This is a genomic window from Lysinibacillus sp. COL-1 (assembly GCF_059814265.1).
Genome location: NZ_JCAWSJ010000003.1, coordinates 183,399 through 208,185 on the forward strand (window position 1 = coordinate 183,399; position 24,787 = coordinate 208,185).

21 protein-coding genes and 1 riboswitch are annotated in these 24,787 nt (G+C 38.5%); of the genes, 19 read left to right on the plus strand and 2 right to left on the minus strand.

Annotated elements, in window-relative coordinates; translation table 11 throughout:
* Positions 1–35: 35 nt before the first annotated feature.
* The 4 genes from AC6BKE_RS05320 (at position 36) to AC6BKE_RS05335 (ending at position 3,019) form a co-directional block, all read left to right on the plus strand.
* Complete coding sequence (locus AC6BKE_RS05320) at positions 36–263, plus strand: sulfurtransferase TusA family protein (RefSeq protein WP_036128590.1); 228 nt, start codon at positions 36–38, stop codon at positions 261–263.
* Positions 264–348: 85 nt separating this feature from the next.
* Complete coding sequence (locus AC6BKE_RS05325; RefSeq protein ID WP_499856111.1) at positions 349–1,134, plus strand: sulfite exporter TauE/SafE family protein; 786 nt, start codon at positions 349–351, stop codon at positions 1,132–1,134.
* Positions 1,135–1,136: 2 nt separating this feature from the next.
* Entirely contained in the window at positions 1,137–1,841 is a 705-nt protein-coding gene (locus AC6BKE_RS05330) for a DsbA family oxidoreductase (protein ID WP_058843909.1), read from the plus strand.
* A 227-nt stretch (positions 1,842–2,068) separates the two neighbouring features.
* Positions 2,069–3,019 (plus strand): c-type cytochrome, encoded by a 951-nt coding sequence (locus AC6BKE_RS05335; RefSeq protein WP_101966894.1) that lies wholly within the window; start codon positions 2,069–2,071, stop codon positions 3,017–3,019.
* 552 nt (positions 3,020–3,571) lie between these two features.
* Here AC6BKE_RS05335 and AC6BKE_RS05340 read toward each other — a convergent pair.
* Positions 3,572–5,266 (minus strand): FAD-dependent oxidoreductase, encoded by a 1,695-nt coding sequence (locus AC6BKE_RS05340; RefSeq protein ID WP_499856114.1) that lies wholly within the window; start codon positions 5,264–5,266, stop codon positions 3,572–3,574.
* Between the two features lie 245 nt (positions 5,267–5,511).
* Here AC6BKE_RS05340 and AC6BKE_RS05345 point away from each other — a divergent pair, with 245 nt between their 5' ends.
* Entirely contained in the window at positions 5,512–7,500 is a 1,989-nt protein-coding gene (locus tag AC6BKE_RS05345) for an ABC1 kinase family protein (RefSeq protein WP_058843809.1), read from the plus strand.
* A gap of 847 nt (positions 7,501–8,347) precedes the next feature.
* Positions 8,348–9,481 (plus strand): C40 family peptidase, encoded by a 1,134-nt coding sequence (locus AC6BKE_RS05350; RefSeq protein ID WP_036128519.1) that lies wholly within the window; start codon positions 8,348–8,350, stop codon positions 9,479–9,481.
* Between the two features lie 194 nt (positions 9,482–9,675).
* Here AC6BKE_RS05350 and ytvI read toward each other — a convergent pair whose 3' ends face one another.
* The gene (gene ytvI / locus AC6BKE_RS05355; RefSeq protein ID WP_036128518.1) at positions 9,676–10,734 is read right to left on the minus strand and encodes a sporulation integral membrane protein YtvI; all 1,059 of its coding nucleotides are present in this window, start codon (positions 10,732–10,734) and stop codon (positions 9,676–9,678) included.
* A 90-nt stretch (positions 10,735–10,824) separates the two neighbouring features.
* Here ytvI and AC6BKE_RS05360 point away from each other — a divergent pair, with 90 nt between their 5' ends.
* The 13 genes from AC6BKE_RS05360 (at position 10,825) to AC6BKE_RS05420 (ending at position 24,456) form a co-directional block, all read left to right on the plus strand.
* Complete coding sequence (locus tag AC6BKE_RS05360) at positions 10,825–11,373, plus strand: hypothetical protein (protein ID WP_036128516.1); 549 nt, start codon at positions 10,825–10,827, stop codon at positions 11,371–11,373.
* Between the two features lie 84 nt (positions 11,374–11,457).
* Positions 11,458–12,003, plus strand: a complete 546-nt coding sequence (locus tag AC6BKE_RS05365) for a glutathione peroxidase (protein WP_036128514.1) — start codon at positions 11,458–11,460, stop codon at positions 12,001–12,003.
* 99 nt (positions 12,004–12,102) lie between these two features.
* A riboswitch (cobalamin riboswitch) is annotated at positions 12,103–12,302 on the plus strand.
* 153 nt (positions 12,303–12,455) lie between these two features.
* Entirely contained in the window at positions 12,456–13,013 is a 558-nt protein-coding gene (locus AC6BKE_RS05370; protein ID WP_499856116.1) for a cobalamin adenosyltransferase family protein, read from the plus strand.
* The gene (locus AC6BKE_RS05375) at positions 12,997–13,947 is read left to right on the plus strand and encodes an ABC transporter substrate-binding protein (RefSeq protein WP_036128510.1); all 951 of its coding nucleotides are present in this window, start codon (positions 12,997–12,999) and stop codon (positions 13,945–13,947) included. The genes AC6BKE_RS05370 and AC6BKE_RS05375 overlap by 17 nt, the downstream gene beginning before the upstream one ends.
* Before the next feature lie 142 nt (positions 13,948–14,089).
* Entirely contained in the window at positions 14,090–14,857 is a 768-nt protein-coding gene (locus AC6BKE_RS05380; RefSeq protein WP_036128509.1) for a tyrosine-protein phosphatase, read from the plus strand.
* 150 nt (positions 14,858–15,007) lie between these two features.
* Complete coding sequence (locus AC6BKE_RS05385) at positions 15,008–16,363, plus strand: MATE family efflux transporter (RefSeq protein ID WP_101966905.1); 1,356 nt, start codon at positions 15,008–15,010, stop codon at positions 16,361–16,363.
* A gap of 2 nt (positions 16,364–16,365) precedes the next feature.
* Positions 16,366–17,199, plus strand: coding sequence for a putative RNA methyltransferase (locus AC6BKE_RS05390; RefSeq protein WP_036128503.1), 834 nt, complete (start codon positions 16,366–16,368; stop codon positions 17,197–17,199).
* Positions 17,200–17,278: 79 nt separating this feature from the next.
* Positions 17,279–17,881, plus strand: coding sequence for a lysophospholipid acyltransferase family protein (locus tag AC6BKE_RS05395; RefSeq protein WP_036128502.1), 603 nt, complete (start codon positions 17,279–17,281; stop codon positions 17,879–17,881).
* A gap of 58 nt (positions 17,882–17,939) precedes the next feature.
* Entirely contained in the window at positions 17,940–18,401 is a 462-nt protein-coding gene (locus tag AC6BKE_RS05400) for a low molecular weight protein-tyrosine-phosphatase (RefSeq protein WP_036128500.1), read from the plus strand.
* A gap of 200 nt (positions 18,402–18,601) precedes the next feature.
* Entirely contained in the window at positions 18,602–19,321 is a 720-nt protein-coding gene (locus AC6BKE_RS05405; RefSeq protein WP_036128496.1) for a YebC/PmpR family DNA-binding transcriptional regulator, read from the plus strand.
* A 66-nt stretch (positions 19,322–19,387) separates the two neighbouring features.
* Positions 19,388–20,683, plus strand: coding sequence for an arsenic transporter (locus AC6BKE_RS05410; RefSeq protein ID WP_036128494.1), 1,296 nt, complete (start codon positions 19,388–19,390; stop codon positions 20,681–20,683).
* Between the two features lie 82 nt (positions 20,684–20,765).
* A complete protein-coding gene (locus tag AC6BKE_RS05415; protein ID WP_036128492.1) occupies positions 20,766–22,514 on the plus strand; it encodes a methyl-accepting chemotaxis protein in 1,749 nt (582 codons plus the stop codon).
* A gap of 199 nt (positions 22,515–22,713) precedes the next feature.
* A complete protein-coding gene (locus AC6BKE_RS05420) occupies positions 22,714–24,456 on the plus strand; it encodes a methyl-accepting chemotaxis protein (protein WP_330493694.1) in 1,743 nt (580 codons plus the stop codon).
* The last annotated feature ends 331 nt before the right edge of the window (positions 24,457–24,787 follow it).

Genomic DNA, 24,787 nt, shown 5'->3' on the forward strand with positions numbered 1-24,787 from the left:
CGCTTACACCCTTTGTCGGATCAAAGGAGATTACTATGATGTCAAATTTACAACTAGATGCAAAAGGCTTGTCATGTCCCATGCCTATTGTGAAAACAAAGAAGGCAATGGATACATTAGTTACGGGGGAAATCTTAGAAGTTCAAGTAACAGATAAAGGAGCTTTAGCGGATATTCCTGCTTGGGCTAAAGCGGGAGGGCATGTGATTTTAGATCAATCCGAGGTTGCTGGTGTCATTACATTTTTAATTCAGAAAGCATAGAGCTTATTGAGGGTTGTCTATTAACGTAGCACAACCTTCTTTCTCTTTATCTTGATAGATGGGAGCTAGAAAGAAGGAAAAATAAATGGATATTGCATGGATTTTCACCATATTTTTGATTGGTTTTGTCGGTTCGTTTGTTTCGGGGATGCTCGGCATTGGTGGTGCTATTATTAATTTCCCGATGCTACTGTATGTTCCGTCATTATTAGGCTTTGTGGCTTTTTCAGCGCATGCAGTTTCAGGAATTAGCGCAATTCAAGTGCTTTTTGCTTCCTTTGCTGGTGTATGGGTATATCGGAAAGGTGGGTATTTAAATAAATCACTTATTATCTACATGGGTAGTGCTATTTTAATCGGTAGCTTTGTAGGGAGCTTCGGTTCAAAGTTCTTATCAGAATCAGGCATTAACATTGTCTATGGTATCCTGGCATTGATTGCAGCTGTCATGATGTTTATCCCGAAAAAGCAAATTGATGATAAGCCGATGGAGGAAGTGACATTTCGTAAACCACTGGCGATCATTTTGGCCTGGATTGTTGGTATTGGTTCAGGAATTGTGGGGGCAGCAGGTGGCTTTTTATTAGCACCGATTATGCTAGTTGTCTTAGGAATTCCAACACGTATGACCATAGCGACAAGCCTTGCCATTACTTTTCTCTCTTCAATAGGAGGCACCATTGGGAAATTAATAACGGGACAAGTTGAATATTATCCAGCTTTCATCTTAATTGTAGCTAGTCTGCTAGCGGCTCCTCTTGGTGCAAGAGCGGGGAAAAAATTGAATACAAAAGTGTTACAAGCCATTTTAGCGGTGCTGATCGTTGCAACGGCTATTAAAATTTGGGCGGATATAATAGGGGGAGTGTAGCGATGAAAATTGAAGTTTTTTCTGATTTCACATGTCCATTTTGTTATATTGGTAAGCGTGAATTGGAGCGAGCTATTGATGTTGCGGGCTATACAGAGCAAGTAGAAATAGAATATAAAGCATACCAAATAGGGCCAGATACGCCGAAAGTGAATGCCCCCTCTTTTTACGAGGGGATGGCTAAAAAATATGATATCTCGCTAGAAGCTGCGAAAGACATGACGAAGGGCATCGCCGTGAGAGCAGCAGAGATTGGATTGCATTATGATTTTGATAAGATGACAACAGCCCATACAGAAAAGGCTCATCGTTTAGCGAAGTGGACTCAGCAGTTTGGCAAGGCGGCGGCTTATACTGAAGCTCTCATGGCAGGGTATTTTACAGCTGGAGAAGATGTCAACGAAGATGCTTTTTTATTAAAAGTGATAGCACAATTAGATTTAGATATAGAAGAGGCAAAGGTTATTTTAGCAACGAATGATTTTAGCGAGGCCTTAGATCGAGATCGTTATGATGCACAGCAACTTGGTGTGCAAAGTGTCCCGTTCTTCGTGTTTGAAAACCGTTATGGCATTAAAGGGGCAGAGCCAAATGAAGTGTTTGTGCGAACTTTACATCAGGCGGCAGCATTAGCAGGAAATCAACCGACGATAAAGTTGGTGGGAAATGATGGAGCTGCCTGTAATGATGACGTATGTAAACTATAAAAAAGTGTCGAGTACTTGGGTGCTCGACATTTTTTTATTCAGAATGAGCAATATACTACAAGAGGTATTAAGTCTAGTTTTTTGTGTTATAGAACAAAAATAAATGTATAATATATCCATTTTTATCATCTTAACGGTGCTATTTTAAAGAGATGTGAGAAAAATCACATCCAATTAATTGCTATGTTGCTAAAATATAAGAGAGGATACAAAGGGGGGTATTATAGATGAAACCTATAGTAGCAGGAGTAGCAGGGACAGTACTGTTAGCAGGCGCAATTTTTGTTGGAACAATTGTCAGCGATAAAATATCAGTTGATTCGAATGTTGGCGAGCAAGAAGCGACAGTGCAGACGCAATTACCAACAACAGCAGCTGCTCAGTCAGTGGTCTATGCTCCGCCAAGTATTGAAGAAGTACCAGATGGACCTATGAAAGAGGCAATCTTATACGGTTATGAGCTTGTCAATAACACGCATGTAGCGGCAGATGAATATGTAGGAAACCAATTATCTTGCACAAGTTGCCACGCAGGTGCAGGCTATGATGAGCAAACATCGTCGTTAGTGGGAGTAATGGCAAATTATCCACAATATATCGGACGCTCAGGTAGTATAGTTACGATTGAAGAACGTATTAATGGTTGTATGGTTCGTAGTATGAATGGTAAAAAATTTGAAATGAATAGTGATGAGCTAGAGGCTATGGTGGCGTATTTTGCTTATATTTCTGAAGGTGTACCTATCGGTGCAAAACGTGAATGGGCAGGCACTAGTGATATGAAGAATGTTCCGATTCCAAATGTTGCTGATGGCGAGGAGCTTTATGCACAGTCTTGTATTGCTTGTCATGCTGCTGACGGATCTGGTACTGATGCCAATACTGGTCCAGCGTTATGGGGGGGAAATTCCTTTAATGATGGAGCTGGCATGGCGCGTATGTCGAAGATGGCAGGTTATATTCAAAATAATATGCCGATAGGTGCGGCGGGTACTTTAACTGACCAGGAAGCTTCTGATTTAGCTGCCTTTATTTTGTCGCAAGATCGTCCAGAATGGGCAAACCATGATAAAGACTGGCCAAAAGGCGGACGTCCAAATGACATTATGGATAAAGAAAAACGTGAACAAATTAAAAACGGTACGATTGATTGGGAAAAAGTACTGTCAACAAATTAACAATAAGGGATGCTGTTAAACAGCATTCCTTATTGTGTTGTAAAACAAAACCATCCATAGAATTTTTGCGAAAGGTGAAAATGGATTTCCGTTGCAGGCTACTTGCTTTCCTGTGGGCGAGCGCCGAGCCGCTTCCTCTTTTAGAGGCTCGCCTGTCTCGCTATCCCACGGGAGTCAAGTAGCCTTCCACTCCAACCCATAAATTTAGTAAAGGTTTTCCAATAAAGTGAAGGGTATTCACTACTCTTTATGGAGAGGTGTTGTCACTCATCACTTCTCTATATTGAAAATAGGAGCCTTTCCTTTCTCTAATCAGACAAATAATGGGCTAATTTGTTCACTACGGCTCGTATGAAAGATAAGGAAAAGACACTTTTGCACATGGTTGATTGGAGTGGAGCCAGCGTCACAGATGAGACCTTGGAGCGAATGCAGTGAGTGAAGCGGCTCATCGGACGCCCCCCTTGGAAAGGACACTGACGGAACGGAAATCAACCCCTTACCTTTCAAAATAGCTGCTTCTCCCATTGACATCACCGCATCCCTTTTAGATTAGTTAAAGTTATAGGTAGTTACAATTTTTTCCCTGTTAGTTGTTATATCTGTAAAGTATTCATATAAGCAAATACCAAGGAATGATCCACTGACATTCATGACATTAGAATAGCCATTATTTTGTAGAGTCATAACCGCGTTATAACTTCGTTGACCAGATCGGCAATGTACATAAACAGGCTGATCCTTTGGTATCTCATTCATTCGTTCTCGAAGTTCGCTTAAAGGTATATGGTGGGCGCCAATGAGATGACCAGATTCGAATTCGTTCTTTTCACGTACATCTAAGAAAAAGGCTTGCTTTTCAATGAGTGGCCTAACTTCATCCACTTTTATTTGTTTGAAGTTCCCGTGTAATTGGTTTTGTGCTACAAGTGCTGCCAAATTTACAATATCACGTGCAGTGCTAAACATTGGAGAATAGGATAATTCTAGTTCCTTCAAATCTTCTAAAGTACCGCCCATTGTGATAAGAGTGGCTATAACGTCTATTCGTTTATCTGCATTCCCTTTACCAACCGCCTGTGCACCAAGAACCTTTCCAGTTGGTGTTTCGTAAATGAGTTTAAAGTGAAGTGGATTACTATTTGGCATTAATCCTACTTTGTCTGGTGCAATTAAATAAACACTTTTTGCTTGAAAGCCATTTGCTAGAGCTGTTTTTTCGTTCAAACCTGTTGCAGCACATACAAGGTCGAAAATTTGTACGCTCGAAGAACCAATAACCCCTTTGTTATGCTGTGGGATACTATACATATGGTTAGCTGCGGCGCGTGCTTGTCGTTGAGCAGGACCAGCTAAAGCTAGACGCGTTTGTTTATGAGTAAGCTGATGGAATACTTCAATAGCATCTCCTACAGCATAGATGGAAGGGTCAGATGTCACATAATTAGCGTCCACTCGAATACCCCCTAGTTCACCAATAACTAGCCCAGCTTCTTTAGCTAATTTGGTTTCAGGGCGAACACCAATGGCTAATACAACTGCTTGTGCTTTTAATTGCTTGCCTGAATTTAATACCACATAATCGGGTGCAACTTGTGCGAGGCCGTCGTTCACAATGACTTGAACCCCTTTGTCAGCCATTTCCTTGTGTAATATTTGAGCCATGTCATAATCGAACGGTGCCATAATTTGTTGACCGAATTCGACTAGTGATACATTAAAGCCTGCAAGCTTTAGATTTTCTGCTACCTCTACACCAATGAAGCCTCCGCCAATTACAGCAATATCTTGCACATTATCCGTTTGTAGATAACGGTTTAAACGGTCAATATCCACCACATTTCGAATAGTAAAGACATGTTCAGAATGAATACCTTCTAAGTTTGGAACGATAGGACTTGCACCAGGCGACAGAACTAACGTATCGTAACTTTCCTCATAATCAGCACCAGTTTTCAAATCCGTAATCGTGACAGTTTTTTGCATGCGGTTAATACGTATAACTTCTTGTTGAACACGAGCTTCAATATTGTATTTTGTTTGAAAGGCTTGAGGTGTCATTAAGATTAATTTATCGCTATTTTCAACAATCCCGCTCAAGTGGAACGGTAGGGAACAATTAGAGAAAGAAACATTCGGGCCTTTCTCAAACATGATAATTTCTGCTTTTTCATCAAGACGACGTATACGTGCCGCTGTTGATGCGCCACCTGCAACGCCACCAACTACTATAAATTTTTTACTCAAAGTAAACACTCCTTTTCAAAATACATATTAGGGTATTTGGGTACTATTAAATAAGGGTTTAATTTCTAATGATTGATTATTTATATAGGATGAATACTATAAATCAATAATATACCTATAAGGGTATATTATCAAGCAGTACATATTATAAAATTTCAGAGATATTCCTTGTAAAAGAAAGTTAGGGCATAAATTTGCTATACTAGCGGTAGTAGGAATTGGAAATGACACAGGGGGTGACACTGTTGATTTTTTTGAAATTTTTAATTCAAATCCTCATTGTATCGGGTTTGATTTATATTGTGAGCGGACGATTAATTGGTTCAAATATTAATTTTGTTCGCAGAGTGCTATCGGTCGTCATTAGTGTGACACTAACCTCTTTTGTTTACTGGTATTCTTATTTACGCCATACAGATTTTTTGTCTGAAACGATGATGCAGACAGTGACAGAGGTTAGCACACTTATTTGGATTGGTAGTATGCTACTTATCTCGATGTTGCTTTATTTGGTTTTTGAGTTATTTGATCCAAGCGGTATTACGGCTGGAGATCGTCGTAACGGTCAAAAGTCCTTGCTATTGCGTCTGCGAAGCTATTGGCGACAGCAGAAACGTTTGCGACAGGTGTTAAAAATTGCTGTTACAAACGGTGTTGTGCAAACAATTAAATATGCAAGGCAGCGGGAAAATGAAAAAGAGCTTGCGATTGCACTACGAGCAACTTTAGAGCAGTGTGGTGGGATTTTTATTAAATTTGGACAGGTCCTCTCTACACGTAAAGAATTATTTTCACCTATTTTTATTGATGAGTTAGAAAGATTGCAACATAGTGTGAAGCCTTTACCAGCAGAGCAAGTTACACAAATTTTAGAGGGTTCACTTCCACAACCTATGGATGAAATCTTTAGTCATTTTCAAATGGAGCCCATTGCAGCAGCGTCAATTGGCCAAGTGCATAAGGCACGACTCAAAAATTATGAAGAGGTTGTCGTCAAGCTATTGCGCCCAGAAGTAAAAGGGATTATGCGTGATGATCTTGAAATTTTAGAGGAATTTGCTAATTGGCTTTCAACAAAATCGACTTGGGCAGAGTCATTAGGCTTTCGGGAGTTAGCGGGTGGGTTTGCCGATGGACTACGTGAGGAAATTCATTTAGATATTGAAGTGCGTAACACATTACAGGTAAAGAATGCGCTAGCCAAAAGTGATTATAAGGTGCGAATTCCTAAAATTTATACAGCGTATAGTAATGAGAATATCATTGTGATGGAATATATTCGTGGACAAAGTGTGGCGGATGGGGCATCAGAATTCAAACGTTTATCTATTGATCGTAGGCACTTTGCCAAAACGGTATTATATTCTTTCTTTGAGCAAATGCTATTCTCAGGTATTTTTCATGCAGACCCACATCCAGGTAATATTCATATCGATGAATCGGATGGCACACCCGTTTTGCTCGATTTTGGAGCCGTTGGACGATTAGGAGCTACACAGCAAGAAGGCTTAAAGCTATTTTTGATGGGCATTCAGCTTAATGATTCAAGCGTGTTATATGATGGCCTAACATTATTAGTGGAAAATGCTGATCATGCAGAACGCGCAAGAATGGAGCAGGCCATCGATCAAATTTTATTAAAAATCTCCTATGTTGATCGCATACCAACTGAAGAATTGATCCATGCGCTCTTTACAGTGGTAAGAGATTTTGGACTTGCATTTTATCCTGCTGTAGGATTGGCTCTCCGGTCCTTGGTGACGCTAGATGGCACATTACGGGTCATTGATCAACGTTTCGATATATTTACAGAGGCAAAGGATTTTTCTGCTACATATATGCGTGCGTCTTTCCTAAAGCCATTTAAAGAACCGATGGCAACAAAAGAGCGACTGCAGGAGGAACTATCCATGCTGATTCCCACTTTGCGAAAAATGCCAAGAAGGGTAGATCAACTCATCCAACGGGTTGAAAGTGGGAAAATCATTTTACATCATGATATATTCTCGGATGAACATAATGCACGTTTTATCACACATCTGTTTTCTCGATTTGTGCTGCTTCTAGTAGGGATAACATTTGGCATTATATCTGTCGCTCTTTTAGCCATCTCACAATTTATTCATGATTCGTATGCGGTATATTTAAACACAGCCGCTTATTTAGGTTTATTTTTATGTGCAATTTTGTTAGTGAGATTATCTATACAAGCACTGAGATCGATGAAGCAGTAGGTAGGGATTGATTCCCTACCTCATGTTGTTGAAAAAGGTGATGTCAACGGCAGAGACGGGTGGGGGGGTTCCGCCAGCGCCTTTTCCAGGGGGCGTCTTATGAGCCGCTTTACTCACTGCGTTCGCTCTAATCAACCATGTTCAAAAGTGTCTTTTCCTTATCTTTCATACGAGCCGTAGTAAACAAATTAGCCCATTATTTGTCTTCTTAGAGAAAGGAGAGGCCCTTATTTTCAATGTGGAGAAGTGCTGAGTGACAACACCCCTCCATAAAGAGTAGTGAATACCCTTCACTTTATTGGAAAATCTTAACTAAAAAGAAACATTTTTATGGGAAGGCTACTTGACTCCCGTGGGATAGCGAGTCAGGCGAGCCCCTGCACAGAGCGATAGCGGAGGAAGCGGCTCGGCGCTCGCCCACAGGAAAGCAAGTAGCCTGCAACGGAAATCCATTTTCACTTTTCGCGAAAATTCTATTGGTGGTTTTTTTCAAACATTAGTAGGTAGGGATTGATTCCCTACCTTTTTCATTGAAATATTTGAATAAAATATTACAAAAACATTACAAAGTGATGTGTAGGTCTAATGTTGAATCAGCTAATAGTAGCGATAGGCAGAATAAAGTGGCGTTTTGTAGAATAAAGTAGCTTTCTTGCAAATATTACAGAAATATTTCGAGTTTTACTAATGTATTAAATAGACATGAAATAGTATAAAAGTTATGCCGAAAATGCTAAACTTTAAAAGGCTAAAATAAATATAAGAACATTTGATTAAAATAGAATCGTTCAAGTGATTACATAGAATATCTAGAGCGAAATTGACAGATGAAGGGGAATGAAAATCAGTGGGTAAGCGCAATAAATGGCGTAAGTCGATGGTGCTAGCATTAGCACTAGCTGGCGGCTTATTATTTAATACAATTCAACCAACAGAAGTACATGCCGAAGAAACTTCTCAACAAATGATTGAGAAAAAGGCTGAAATTGATGCACAAGTTAAAAAATTACAAGAAGAATTAACAAAGTTACAACAAGAGATCGACGCAAAGGTGAAAATATTTAAACAGGTACAAGCTGATATTAAAGAAGTGGATGCTAGTATTGTTGAAACACAAAAACGTATCGAGCAACGTTCTAAAATTTTAAGTGAGCGTATGGCTGCATACCAAGCACAAGATAATACTGTAGGCGTTTATTTAAATGTCGTTCTTGAAGCAAAAAGCTTTGCCGATTTAATGGATCGTGTCGTAGCGGTCAAAACATTAATGGATGCTGACCAAGAATTGGTAGATCAACAGGAAGCAGATAAAGCAAGCTTAGAGCAACAAAAAGCTATACTAGATGAAAAACAAAAAGAGCTTCAAAAGCAGTTCCAAGAGCTTCAACAAAAGGAAAGCGAAATGGAAGTGAAAAAGGCTGAAAATGAAGCGAAATCACTTGCATTAAAAGCTCAAATTGCAACGAAACAAGAAGAAGAACGTTTAGAGGCAGAGCGTAAAGCAGCTGAAGAAGAAGCAGCCCGTTTACGTGCGCTACAAGCAGCAACTCCAGTTGTACAAGCAACTCAAAATAATGATGGCGGCGTGCCACAAAAAATTGTTATGGGCTCAGGAGCTGGTACGGCTTCTTCAGGAGATGCTATTTCAACAGCTAAACAATTCCTAGGACGTCCATATGTCTGGGGTGGTAGTAACCCATCGACAGGCTTTGACTGTTCAGGTCTTGTACAGTGGTCATACAAACAAGCAGGTGTTTCTTTACCACGTACAGCATCACAGCAGTATTTAGCAACTCAACGTATCTCAGCAAGTGAAGCGCGTGTTGGAGACTTAGTATTCTTCAGCTATGGTTCTGGTGTAGCTCACGTAGGTATTTACTTAGGGAACAACACAATGATCGATGCTCAAAACAATGGTATCGTAATTGAATCACTTGATTGGTGGAATCAATACTTAGTAGGCTTTGGTCGTATTCAATAAGCCTCTATATTTAATAGACGATTGACATGATGAAAAGGTCATCTTTGTAGAGAAAAAATATACAAAGATGACCTTTTTTATTTTGCTTTAGTGTTCATCTACCTCCTTTGTCGAGGAGAGATGAACACTTATTTTGCATTTCCAGTGGTTTAAGAGGAGCATTAGAGGTAAGCTCGAAGCGTAATGACTTTGCATTAAATTTTAAAATTTAGCTTAATGACACCTGTCTCTTTTAAGGCAATAAAGAAAATGATAACAAATGGGCCAACGAGTAAACCAATGATACCAAATAACTGTAGACCAATGAACATGGCAATTAATGTTGGCAAAGTGGATAAGCCAATGTGGTCGCCCATTAGTTTAGGCTCGACGACACGACGAATAATAAGTAAAATAGCAGCTAAGATGAATAATTTTACAGCGATAGCTGTGTTTCCCATTAATAGATGGTATAGTCCCCATGGGGCTAATATAATAATGGACCCTAGGAAAGGAACGATATCTATTAACCAAATAATAATGGTCATCGTAACTGCATATTTCGGTTGGATTAATAGTAATCCAATAAGTGTGACGCCACCTATGATAAAGCTTACAAATAAGTGTGCCTTCATATAACCGAATGTTGCATCTTTTAAACGATTTAAGATGATTTTTATTTTCTTTGCTGTGTTAGGCTTTAAATATTTATAAGTGATTTCCTTTAATTTGGGCAAATCAAGCATAAATAGGAATAAAGCAATCATATAAACGAGAAGACTGATAAATAGGCTTGGAATCTCTGAAAAGAATGCTGAAACTTTGTTATAATTAAAGAAGCTTAAAAAGGATTCTTCAACTTTCTTTATGAAATCCATAGTGGTTTTTTGAAGCGAAGCACTTACTTCAGGTGGAAAGTCCTCTGTGTATTTAGAAATATTTTCTTGCATATGAAGCCACATATCTGATAGCTTGGAAATATAATAGGGAGCTTGCTTTGATAATATAATTATTTGCGACATAATTTGTGTAATGGATATATAGCAAATAATAGAGATAACAATAACACTCACTATGTATATAAAAGCAACTACAATTTTCCTTGACATTTTCCATCGCCTTTTAAAGAACATAACAATGGGTTCTAAGAAAAATGCACTGACACCAGCAAGTATTATAGGCATGGATACAGGGATTACAAAATAGGCAGCTACAAGTAGAGAAAGAATCACAATCAATCGGAAAATCATTTTCCTAGCATTAAATTTATTCATAAACTCACCTTCTTTGAGAAAAAAATTAAGTTAAGTGTACCATAAATCAAATTTTATTACGTTCTGAAACAATAAAGGTAGGGATAAATTATGGAGAAAGAGATTTTGCAACTTTTTAATAATCTAACAGAGCATGACCGCGATATTGAATCTTACGAGGAACTAATAAAAATTCTGCAGGAACCCGTAGATTGGACATATGCAGTCTGGGAACAGCTTGTACAAGCACTTACATACAAAGATGGTCATGCACGTGCACGTGCTGCACAAATTTTATGCGCCTTAGCCGCAAAAAGTGACCCAGAAGAAAGGGTATTGGAGGATTTTTTAAAGATTTGGGCTGTGACTTATGATGAACGATCCGTTACAGCTCGAAATGCATTACAAGCTATTTGGAAAATTGGGCTAGCAGGTCAAGTACAAAGTGACTTAGTGGTGTCTTATTTAGCAAAGAGATTTCAAACTTGTTTAGATGAGAAGCATCCGACTCACATTCGCCATGATATTATTGTATCTTTTAAAAAGCTATATGACGAGACAAGTGACATAAAGTTATTAGACATTGCCCATCGTTTAATTAATGAAGAGCAGGACGTTAAATCTAAACAGAAGTATAAGTCAGCCATCCGTTCAACGTAACGAGATGGTGTTTTTTGTGCAAATTATTTGGTAAATTATTGAATAGTCAACTATAATAAATGAAAAAATAAAAGGGGTTAAGACATGAGCATTTATAATTATTTAGTACGAAAACCTAATGGTGAAATTTTATCCATGGAAACATATCGTGGAAAAACGATGCTAATTGTCAATACGGCGAATCAATGCCGATTTACATATCAATTTGATGACTTACAAAAAATGTATGATAAATATGGGAAAGATAATTTTGTCGTTCTAGGATTTCCTTGCGATCAATTTGGTCATCAAAATCCTGAAGATGGCGAGGAGACTACGCATCTTTGTAAAGTGAATTATGGCGTTACCTTCCCAATTTTTGAGCTTGTACAAGTAAATGGAGAGACTACCCACCCATTATTTAATTATTTAAAACATGAAGTGGATTTTCGAGAGTTTGGCAAGGCGAGCATGCAGGAAAAAATGCTTGCTGAGGCAATTGTTCAACTTGCCCCTAACTTTTTAGATGGTCGTAATATTCGCTGGAACTTTACAAAGTTTTTAGTAGATGCTAACGGCAAGACCGTTGCACGCTTTGAACCAACAGATTCACAACTTGATATTGAACAGGCAATTGAAACTATACTATAAAACAGTTTTGTTTATCTTATTCTTTAGAAATGGTGACGATCCATTCAAAGCACAGCTATTTTTTCCTATTAATATATGATAAACTGCTTTACAAGTGAATTATTCTTGCAGAATAAAGGTGCTAACAAGCATAATCGGGAATTCGGTGAAAAACCGAAGCTGTTTCCGCAACTGTAAGTACAGCTAGTATAAAGGTTTACCACTGTCTTAACAGAGATGGGAAGGTACTTTATCACACATTCGTTTTTTATGTAATGAACTGTACAAGCCAGGAGACCGACCTTTGTTTGAACGTATAAAAACTTCTCGGAAGCTAGGAGGATATACGGCAAATACATAGGCTATGTCATGTTAATTTGGCCATTATTATGTTATTTTCGTCGTTCCTTTGCGTAAAGGAGCGGCGTTTTTTTATGCAAGAATTTTCATAATGAAAAGTGGGGGGATCGCAAGTGAAAAAAGATGCACGTTATTCTTGTTATCCATTTATGCGTGAAAAAGCTTCGACGGTTGATTTTGAGATTCGAACAGACAGTCTGACTACGCATTTGGGAGTTGCTTTAGCTGCAGTTAAGAAAGAGGATGTACAAGCTGTTGTAGAAGATTTAATGATTATTTTACCTATGGCCTACCATGTCAATGGCTCGGTTCGTGGAAAACTAGCTGTAACAGAAGAGGATCTTGCTTGGTTAAGTGAGCGCTATGATTTTTATGTTCGTCATGTGAAGGAAGAGATACAAAACTTTGTCTTACCTCAAGGTACAGAGGCTGCCGCTGCTCTACATCTTTGCCGTAGTGAAGCAAAAAAATCATATCGTACATTACACAAAGTATCGGAAGAACGAGAGGTTCCAGCTATTCTTTTTGATTATTTAGGCCTATTAGCCAATGTGTGCTTCGTTATGGCTGTCTTTATGAATCAACAAGCAGGGATAGTTGAAATACCATTTATTAGTAAATCATATCCGATGAAAAAGAAAAAGGAGAATAATAATGAAGAAATTATTTAATGTTCAATGGCTAACAGTACTCTTCCTTGCAATGATTTTAGCAGGTTGTGGTACTTCAGTAGATACTAAAAATAAAGACGCTTCACAGGATACACAACAAACAGAGCAAACAAACTACAAAGTGACAGATGATCGCGGTGTAGAAATAGAGTTTAAAGAAGTACCAAAAACAGTTGTATCATTGCAACCAAGTAACACAGAAATTTTATTTGCTCTAGGTGTTGGTGATAAAATCGTAGGAGCAACTGAGTATGATACTTACCCAGAGGAAGCACAGAAAATTGAACGGGTTTCTGATTCTGTGAATTTTAACAGTGAACGAATCATAGCGTTGAAGCCAGATGTTGTTATAGCTTATACGATTGGTGATAAGGAAGCAATGAAACCACTTGAAGATGCTGGAATCAAAGTGTTTGTTATTCAATCAGCAGCTACATTCGATGATGTTTATGGTGACATCGAACAGATCGCAGCTGTAATGGGTGTTGCAGATAAAGGAAATGAAGTAAACGAAGAGATTAAAGCGAAATTAGCTGACGTTAAAGCAAAGGTGAAGGAAGTAAAAGCACCGAAAAATGTTTATTTAGAAATTAGTCCTAAGCCCGATATTTATACAGCAGGCTCTGGTACTTTCCAGCAAGAAATACTAGATGCAGCCAATGTTAAGAATGTTTTTTCTGACTTGAGCAGCTGGGCACAAGTTTCTGAGGAAGATGTCATAGTGAAAAACCCAGATGTTATTTTAACGACAGTAAACTACACAGAGGATCCAATAGGTGAAATACTTGCACGTGATGGATGGAATACAGTGACAGCAGTTCAAAATAAAGCAGTACAGACTCTTGATACAGATATCTCTAATCGACCTGGCCCACGTATTGGGGAAGCCGTAGAACTAGTAGCAAAGGCTGTCTATCCAGAGTTATTTAAATAAGAAACCATTCAAGGCTAGCTGTATACTGACAGCTAGCCATTTTTATGTGTGTTGTTATTTCCTAGTGTGAAAATTGGAATTAATTGAGTTAGTTCTATAAAATAAAAGTAAGAGTGCTCGATAATTTTAGGAGGTGTAGTAATTGGAACAGTTAGAGACAAAGATAATTCCATTTGAGGCAGTTTATAATTTTCGAGATATGGGGGGATATAGGACAAGGGATGGGCGCATTGTCAAGAACGGTTTATTTTACCGCTCAGCGGCTCTTGGGAAAATGACGTTGGCGGATAAAGAGCTATTTGAAACATTAGGGATTAAAACCATTTTTGATTATCGTGATAATAATGAGGCACACCATAATCCTAACCCTATGTTCTCACACGCTCAATATATTCAAATACCAGCGAAGGGCAATCATACATTTGAAATGCCTACAAATGCTGGTGGTAGAGATTTTTATAAAGCAGTAAGCCCCGAAATGTTCCGAGATTTTTATGCACAGATGCCGTTTAATAATCCTTCTTTTAAAGAGTTAATGAAAACCATACAAAATCCTGACAATTTGGGTCTTGTCCACCATTGTGCAGTTGGTAAGGATCGCACAGGTATAGGGGGAGCTCTTATTTTGCTAGCCTTAGATGTACCTGAGGAGACGATTATGGAAGACTATTTAAACACGAATATCCATTTACGTCCAATGGTAGACAGAATGGCACAGGCTATTCAACATCAATATAATGAGCAAGAATTACAGCAATTTTATGCATTAATGTCTGCTCGAGAAGACTATTTACAAGCAGCATTGGATGCTATGGATTACCATTATGGCTCAAAGACTAAGTTTTTAGAGCAGGAGTTTGGCCTAACTATTGCTAGACGAGAGCAATTGCAAGCTTATTGCTTAACATAACAATGACCCCTTTCACATATCTGTGTGAGAGGGATTTTTTATGTGGAAGCGCTGTCTTCCTATAAACCTCTTTACAGTCTGAAAATTTATGATAAGATACAATAGATTTTTAAGAAAAATATAGGAGAAGTGAAAGTATTGGCAGAGACAATGAAAGAGACAAATAAGTTAAGTCTATTCCATTTAACATGGCCTATTTTCTTAGAAGTATTTCTATTTATGTTAATGGGATTAGCCGATACTTTTATGCTCAGTGCTTTATCAGATAATGCTGTATCCGGAGTAGGTGCAGCCAATCAATATATCCATATTGCGATCTTGATTCTTGAAGTGGTAGGGAATGGTGCATCCATTGTCGTTTCACAGTATTTAGGTTCAAGACGTTTTTTTGAAGCAGCGAAAATATCGGCTTTAGCTGTCACAATGAATTTGGTTGTTGGACTGTTAATGAGTATTCTATTTTTCTTCTTTGCAAAACATTTAATGACTATGATGAACTTGCAGGGAGAAGTACTTCACTATGCACAAAGTTATTTAGTTATCATCGGGAGTTTTATTTTTCTACAGGCTATTATTAATGCACTTGCTGCAATTATTCGTGTACATGGTTGGACGAAGCAAACGATGTATGTATCACTTGGCATGAATATCTTGCATGTTGTGCTAAACTATGGTCTGATTTTTGGGAATTTAGGTTTACCAGAGCTTGGTGTAAAAGGAGCGGCTATTTCTTCGGTCATTAGTCGGGGATTAGCTGTACTAGTGTTTTTCTGGTTGCTCTATCAAGTGATGGAAGTACGCGTGAAGCTACACTATTATTTTGATTATTCTAAGGAATATGTAAGGAAAATATTAAACATTGGTTTACCTTCTGCCTTTGAGCAGGTACTTTATCAGTTTTGTCAGATTGTCTTTTTATATTATGCGACATATTTAGGAGCAGAAACACTGGCAGCACGACAATATGCTATGAATATTTCGATGTTTACGTATTTATTTGCGATTGCCATTGGTACAGGAACAGCTATTATTATCGGACGTCATGTGGGGGCAGGGAAGAAGGATGAGGCATACCATCAACTATGGATAAGTGTCCGTGCGGCATTTGTTTTTACGATTATTATGGTTGCAGTCGTTACGATTTTCCGCAAACCACTCATGCATGTTTTTACCGATAATCCAGATGTCATTACTATTGGAGCATCCGTGTTAGCCCTCAGTATTTTGCTAGAGACTGGCCGTACAATGAATATCGTTGTCATTAACTCTTTACGTGCTTCTGGAGATGCCAGATTTCCTGTGAAGATTGGTTTTCTATCGATGGTTTGTATGAGTCTTCCGCTTGGTTATTTATTTGTATTTATATTGGATTGGGGCTTGGTTGGAATATGGCTAGCTATTTCAGCAGATGAATGGGTACGTGCAATTATCGTATACTTTAGATGGAAAAGCCGTAAATGGGAGCGATTTGCCCTCGTTTCACCGAATGAACAGAAGGAGGCATAGAAATGGGAGCATTATCTAAACGTGCGATAGCGGCAGCATTAATGGAGCAATCTATCACACTTTTTGCTTGTCCTGTATGTCAGCAATCGATGCATGTCTATGAGCAGGGAAGATTGGTTTGTCCTGCTAACCATTCTTTTGATATAGCTAAGCAGGGCTATGTCAACATGCTGACACATAGCGCTGCTTCTAAATATAGCAAAAGTCTTTTTGAATCTCGTAAGGCAGTGATTGATAGTGGGATTTATGATGCTGTAGAAGAAAAAATTAGTAAGCTTATAGCCTCTGCAAAAACAGTGCTTGATACTGGCTGTGGAGAAGGATCACATTTAGCTCGTATTATGACAGACATAGACAATGGCATCGGTGTTGGTATCGATATAGCAAAAGAGGGCATATTGGCAGCAACACGTCATTATCCACAACAAATTTGGTGTGTAGGTGATTTAGCCAAAAGTCCATTTGCGCAAGAAAGCTTTGATGCAATATTAAATATTTTATCGCCCGCAAATTATGAGGAATTTAAGCGTCTTCTTGCCCCAGATGGCTGTCTTGTAAAGGTTGTACCACAAAGCGGCTATTTACAGGAACTGCGTGCCCAATTATATGCAGATTCGAGCAAGGAAACATACTCTAATGAACAAATTGTTGCCCGTTTTAAAGATAGCTTTAGTGAAGTTATAGTAGAACGTGTAACCTATACTTTACCGCTTGCAGAAGAGCTTGTGCCGGCGTTATTAGAGATGACACCGATGGGCTGGCATAAAAAAGAGGAAACGGCCATTGTATTAAATGAAATTACGATTGATGTAGATCTATTAGTAGGGAAAGTTTAAGAGGGCCACCTGCAATTGCAGTATACTGGTCTTTTCGATTACAATGGGAATAACTATTGAATAAGGTAGGAATGTAACAGTGTATAAATTAGCAGCTAATGTTGTCAAAGTAATATTAAAATTAATGGGTTCAAAGGCTCGTGTATATGGAGAAGAAAACTTGCCAAAAGATGGTGGGTATATTATAGCTTGTACACATACAGGCTACGTCGATATTTTAAACCTTGGTGTAGCCATGTACCCTCGTGAAATTCACTTTATGGCGAAGAAGCAATTATTTGAAATGAAAGGGCTTGGCTGGCTTATTGAGCGTTTAAATGCCTTTCCGGTGGATCGTGATAATCCTGGACCAAGCGTGATTAAAATTCCTTCACAGTTATTGAAAGAAGGTAAAATTGTAGGGATTTTTCCCTCTGGTACTCGTAGCTCAGAAGGAACGGATTTGAAGCAAGGAGCGATTACGATTGCACAGCTAGCAAAGGCGCAAATTGTTCCAGCTGCATATGTTGGCGCGCGTAATGCTGGCGATGTAATGAAGCGTGGCAAAGGCTACTTAATCTATGGTGAGCCATTTTATGTAACAGGGAAAGGGAAAGAAGGTCGTGAGCAATTTACACAACATCTTGAACATGAGCTAATTTCTTTAACGGAAGAATTACAAAAACGTATTGCAGTCAAATAAAGAGAAGCGGCACTCAGAGTCACATAGATTTTGAGTGCTTTGTTGTAGGAGGAGAAACATGATTCGAGTACTTTTCGTTTGCTTAGGTAATATTTGTCGCTCTCCCATGGCAGAAGCCGTCATGCGAGAGTTAGTAGAAAAAGAGCATTTAGGAGATAAAATTGAAGTGGATTCTGCTGCCACAAGTTCATGGCATATTGGTGAACCTCCACATCAAGGTACATTGGATAAGCTTAGAGAAAATGGTATTTCCACAACAGGCATGCAAGGTCGACAATTACAACGGGCTGATTTTGAAAAATTCGCTTATATTATCGGTATGGATGAAAGCAATATTCGCAATATCCGAACGATGCTAGGCGATCCGCGCTCACCAAAGATTTTTCGTTTTCTAGATTTAACGGAACATCGCAAAGACGTCCCTGATCCATATTATACGGGTGATTTTCAAGAAACCTATGATTTAGTGCAAGAAGGCTGTCAGGCATTACTAGCAAAAATAAAACAAGAGCTGTTGTAAAGTGACACTAAAAAACGAAAATTTTAACAGCTATTTCTTCAGAAAATATTAGCTTAAACATTGGTATATATAGCTTTGTAAGTATCATTGTGTTATTATTTGCAGAGTAAAGATACGATAAGTATTTAATTACCATTTACAGATGTGCAACTGCGTATCTATCATTTTTATAAACTTATATTTGAAAGAGAGTGGAAACAATGGGTCGTAAGTGGAACAACATTAAAGAAAAGAAAGCGTCTAAAGATCAAAGCACAAGCCGTATTAATGCAAAATTCGGGCGAGAAATTTATGTGGCAGCTAAATCAGGCGAACCAGATCCAGAGTCAAACCGTGCACTTAAAGTAGTGCTCGAACGCGCGAAAACATACAGTGTTCCAAAACATATTATAGAAAAAGCCATCGATAAAGCAAAAGGTGGCGGCGATGAAAACTTTGATGAATTACGTTATGAAGGCTTTGGACCAGCCGGCACAATGATTATTGTGGATGCTTTAACAAACAATGTGAATCGTACAGCATCAGATGTTCGTGCGGCATTTGGTAAAAATAACGGGAACATGGGTGTCAGTGGATCTGTCGCTTATATGTTCGATTCAACTGCAGTTATTGGCTTAGAAGGTAAAACGGCTGATGAAGTACTTGAAATTTTAATGGAAGCAGATCTTGATGCTCGCGATATTTTAGAAGAGGATGACGCGGTTATTATTTATGCGGAGCCAGATCAATTCTTTGCGACACAAGAAGCGTTAAAGGCTGCAGGGGTTGCAGAATTTACAGTAGCAGAGCTTTCTATGCTACCTCAAACAGAAGTTGCCTTAACTGGCGATGATGTAGCTAAGTTTGAAAAACTAATCGATGCATTAGAAGATTTAGAGGATGTACAAAATGTCTTCCACAATGCAGATTTGGGCGAATAAATCGATAAATGAAGTGAGTAAACCAGTAGCAAATTAGCTACTGGTTTTTAATTAGGGAGGAAAACGATGCAGAGTATTTTAGCCATTAGTTTATTTTTAGTCACATTATTTTTTGTCATAGTACAACCACGTAAACTATCTATCGGCTGGTCAGCCTGTATAGGGGCGGCGATTGCCTTACTAATGGGTGTAGTTACCTGGCATGATGTGTTAGCAGTAACTGGAATTGTTTGGAATGCGACGTTATCATTTATTGGCATTATTTTAATTTCGCTAATCTTAGATGAAATTGGTTTTTTCGAATGGGCAGCTCTGCACATGGCACGACTTGCGAAGGGAAGCGGAATTCGGTTATTTGTTTATATTGCTTGCCTAGGGGCAGTTGTGTCGGCCCTATTTGCTAATGATGGAGCGGCTTTAATACTCACTCCCATTGTGTTAGCAATGGTAAGAAAACTGAATTTAACTGAAAAAATGATTTTTCCGTTTATCATGGCAAGTGGTTTTATAGCAGATACAACTTCCTTACCATTTGTAATAAGTAATTTAACTAATATTGTATCAGCTGATTTTTTTGAAATCGGCTTTATAGAGTATGCAATTCATATGGTTGTACCGAATTTCTTTTCTTTAGTGGCCAGTATTGTTGTACTGTATATTGTTTTTCGACGGTCCATTCCACAGCATTATTCTCTTGAGGCGGTTGAGCATCCAAAGCAGGCAATTCGAGATCCTCGCTTATTTTCGATAGCTTGGTATGTGATTGCCATCCTATTAGTAGGGTTCGTGGTCGGTGAAGTTCTACACATTCCTGTATCCTTCGTTTTATGCGGTGTTGCTTCTATTTTCTTATCGCTTGCACAGCGTAGTAAGGTTGTAGATACGAAGAGGGTCATAAAAGGAGCGCCGTGGAATATAGTGTTCTTTTCCATCGGTATGTATGTGGTGGTCTATGGATTAAAAAATGTAGGGATGACAGGATTGCTAGCCAGTTTACTAGAGCAAGCGGTACAGCATGGTTTTGTAGTGGCAACCATGACGATGGGATTTGTTGCGGCAATTTTGTCTGCAGTGATGAATAATTTACCTACTGTTATGATTGATGCCTTAGCGATTTCTGAAACAAGTGCAACTGGTATGATGAAGGAAGGGCTCATTTATGCAAATGTTATTGGCACAAATTTAGGTCCGAAAATGACACCGATTGGCTCACTTGCGACATTATTATGGCTTCATATATTGGCTCAAAAGGGCATTAAAATTAGCTGGGGACAGTATTTTAGAATCGGCATCATTCTTACAATTCCAACACTGCTCGCTACTTTACTAGCATTAGTTTTTTGGATAAGTATAATAGCATAGTTATATTGTCGAAATAGTGAAATAAATAGTACAATAAGTAATAGTAAGATATTAATATATCAGCGTATTAAAGGAGGAAAGTATGCGAGCGACAGGTAAATTAAGTAATAAAATTGTGCTAATGTCATTTGTTATGCTATTAGCTTTGTTAGCCTTTTTCATTGTAACAACGATATATACAGCGAAATCATCTGTTAATAAAACAATGGGAACACAGGCAGTTGCAGTTGCTGAGAATATTGCAAAACGTTTGAACGCAGATGAATATGAACAACTCTCACAGGACCCAAAGGAATCTGAATTATATTGGCAGCTAAGGCAAGAACTCAATGAATTGCGTGAAATAAATGGGGTTCTGTATGCCTATACTTTCGCAGTCCCAAAGGAAGATAAAAAGGTTCGATTTTTAGTGGATGGTATGCCAGTAGATGATCAAGAAAATGCTGGCGTTATAGGAGATGAATCTGCTTCCACCTATTATAAAGATTTAAAAAAGGTAATGGATACGGGGAACTACTACTCCGATATTTTACATAGCGATTTTGGCGATTATTTATCAGGTACTGTGCCATTGAAAGATGCCTCAGGAAATATTGTTGCCTTTGTAGGGGTAGATATAGAGGCAACAGAGGTAAGTGGTGTGACAAATGCTGTGCTAACAGCCATTTTACCTGCTTTAATTGTCGTTATATTAGCTTTAATAGGACTTGTTATGTTTATTATGTATCGTTATATCAATCGAGCGTTGAAGCCTTTAACAAATTTAGGTGTTGCCGCACAAAACTTTGCACAAGGAGATATTGCTAAGGCATCTATGGCAGTAGAGGAAATTCAATTGACAGGAGAAAATGAGATTACTATTTTTGCTCAATCCTTTAAGGAGTCTCTACAAAGATTAAAAGAAACATTCCACACGATTCAACAACGAACATTAGCTTTACAAAGTGTCGTTCAAAAGATTGATGAGACAACTCATCATGTGGAAACATCAAACGCTCAAATTGCGGATCGTATTATCGAAATTGCTGCGGGGAGTGAGCAGCAGCAGCAAAACAATCAAGAGGTTGTCTTAACGATGAACGAAATGTCGATTGGTATTCAACGTCTAGCTGATACTACGTCTGAAATTGCCGAGTCATCTTCAGCTATGACGGGTCTAGTTGAAACAAGTGTTGGTCATTCACAAGAAGTTGTATCACAAATTCAAAATGTAGAAGCCTCCGTTTTACGTACAGCTAATCATGTCGAGGAGATGGGCGAGAAGTTCCGTTCTATTGAAGAGATGGTGACGATCATTACGAGTATTGCCGATCAAACAAACTTACTTGCTTTGAATGCGGCGATTGAAGCAGCGAGGGCTGGGGAAGCAGGTAAAGGATTTGCGGTTGTGGCGGACGAAGTACGTAAACTTGCAGAGATGTCTAAATCATCAGCTGACGAAATACACATGCATTTAGAAAGCTTTAAGAAAATAACAGATCGAGCATTGCAAGAGATGTCGAGCAGTACAGTAGACGTACAAGCAGGCAATAAAGCGGTGCAATATATTGGTGTAAGCTTAGAGCAAATATTGCAATCAGTCATTGAGGTAAATAACAAAATTCAAGATGATTCAGCTGTGATCGAGGAAATGTCAGCTGGCTCTGAGGAAATATTAGCTACTATAGAGCAAATGAATGATATTGCGAAGCATAGTGTGCTAGGAACAAAGGAAGTTGCAACTTCCTCTGACTTACAAGTAGCAATGGTTTCGGAATTAAATGAAGTTGTAACCATTTTAGATCAGACATCTAAAGAAGTTATCGATACGATTAATACATTCAAATTATGATGACCTTGAAACTATTTTTCTATAAGCATAGGTCTTGTAGAAAAATAGTTTTTTAATAGGAGATAGTAGTGTGTAAATGTCTAAATAAACCATATTAAGGGAAATTAGAAAATAATTTGTGTTTTACCCATTGTGAAAACTTTCAAACCATAACATAATATAAAGTAATATTTGTTGAACGAAATAGGGGGGCTAAAGTATGAGGTTTTTACGTTCAATACAGGGGAAATTGATTATTATTTCATTAGCAATACTGATTATTCCAAGTTTAATAATTGGTATAGTTAGCTACGGTAAGGCTAAGAATGGCATGGAGGAAATTGGTGAGCAAGTACTTTACAATAGCGTAGAATCAGCTTTGCAAATAATTGAGCTTGCCAATGAGAGTGTTGAAAAAGGTGACATTCCTTTAGAAGTTGCACAGGAGCGAGTACGTGAGGCGTTTCTTGGACCTAAAGATAGCGAAGGGAAACGCCCTATTAATTATCCTGGTGATTTAGGAGAATATGGCTATATTTATGTATTGGATGATAAGGGGACATTAACAACACATCCAACGCGAGAAGGGGATAATCTTTGGAATGACCAGGATAGTAGCGGAAATTATTTTATTCGGGAAGTGACTGAAAAAGCTCTTGCTGGTGGTGGTTTTACAGTATATGAATTTGAGCTACCAGGTCAGGATGTCTTAGCAGATAAAATTATTTATTCGGAGAAAGATCCACATTGGGGATGGGTAATCGCATCAGGTACATATATGCAAGATTTTAACGAAGGGGCAAATTCTTTATTGTTAGTGATTGGTGTGACATTAGTGGGTGCGATTATTATCGGGACAATCGTAGTCATTTTAGTATCTAGACATCTGGCATTACCAGTTAAAAAATTATCGATGCGTGTGCGAGAAGTAGCGCAAGGGAATTTAACTGTAGAGATTGAGCATTTACAGCGTTCAGATGAAATTGGACAATTAAATGAGGGCTTTAATGAAATGGTAAATCAACTCAAAACGCTTATTTCAGATGTGGAGGAAGCGATTGTAGAAATACAATCGACATCAGCGAACCTAACAGCAGTGGCTGAAGAGACGGATGCCTATGGTGACGAAATCGTCAAAGCCATCAATGAAGTATCTAAAGGTGCAGTCAAGCAAGCATCAGATGCGGAGGATACAAATCGAACAGCTATTGAGTTTGCTCAGCAAATTGAAGGATTGCACGATAAAAATGATTTAATGTTGGATGCATCACAGCATATGAAAAAATCAAATGAAGAAGGTCTCGTTAATCTAGATAGTTTAAAAGAGACATCACAGGAATCTTCCGATATTATTCAGAACATTCAATCTGTTTTTGGCAGTTTAATAGTCAAAGTGCATGAAATTGAAGGTATTGTAGAGACAATTACGCAAATTTCCGACCAAACAAACCTACTGGCTCTTAATGCCTCTATTGAAGCCGCAAGAGCGGGAGAACATGGTAAAGGATTTGCAGTTGTTGCAGAAGAAGTACGTAAGCTTGCGGATCAAACATCAGTCGCGACAGAGCTCGTCCGCACCACTATAAAGGGGATTGAAAGTGAAACGAAGTTAGTCAATGATGAGATGCAGAAAACGCATGCTATTGTGCATCAGCAAAATGATTCGGTTCAGGTGACAGCGTTATCTTTTAAAGAAATTAAATTGGCTGTTGAAAAAATAATAGCCATTATAGGAGATATGGCAGAGGGTGTAGAATATTTAAATAGCTCCAAGAATGTTATTATGCAGTCGATTGAAAGCATTGCAATGATTAGTGAAAAGAATGCTGCTGCATCTGAAGAGGTAACAGCGTCTGTAGATGAGCAGCAACGAGCAATCCAGCTTGTTAGTGAGTCTTCCAATGATCTAACTGATGAAATATCAGCCTTACAGGAGTCTATTAAACGCTTTATATTGAGATAATTATGCAGGATGCTTGGTCAACAAGCATCCCATGTTGTTGAAAAAAGGTAATGTCAACGGCATAATAAGCAATTTTGTAAGGCGAGGGGTTGATTTCCGTTCCGCCAGCGTCCTTTCCAGGGGGCGTCCGATGAGCCGCTTCACTCACTGCGTTCGCTCCAGGGTCTCCTCTGTGACGCTAAATCCCCTAGGAGTGACGCCGGCTCCACTCCAATCAACCATTCTGCAAAAGTGTCTTTTCCTGAACAAAATAGCCCATTATTTATATTATAAGAGAGGATAGCCTCTTACTTTCAATGTGGAGAAGTGATGTGTGACAACACCCCTCCAT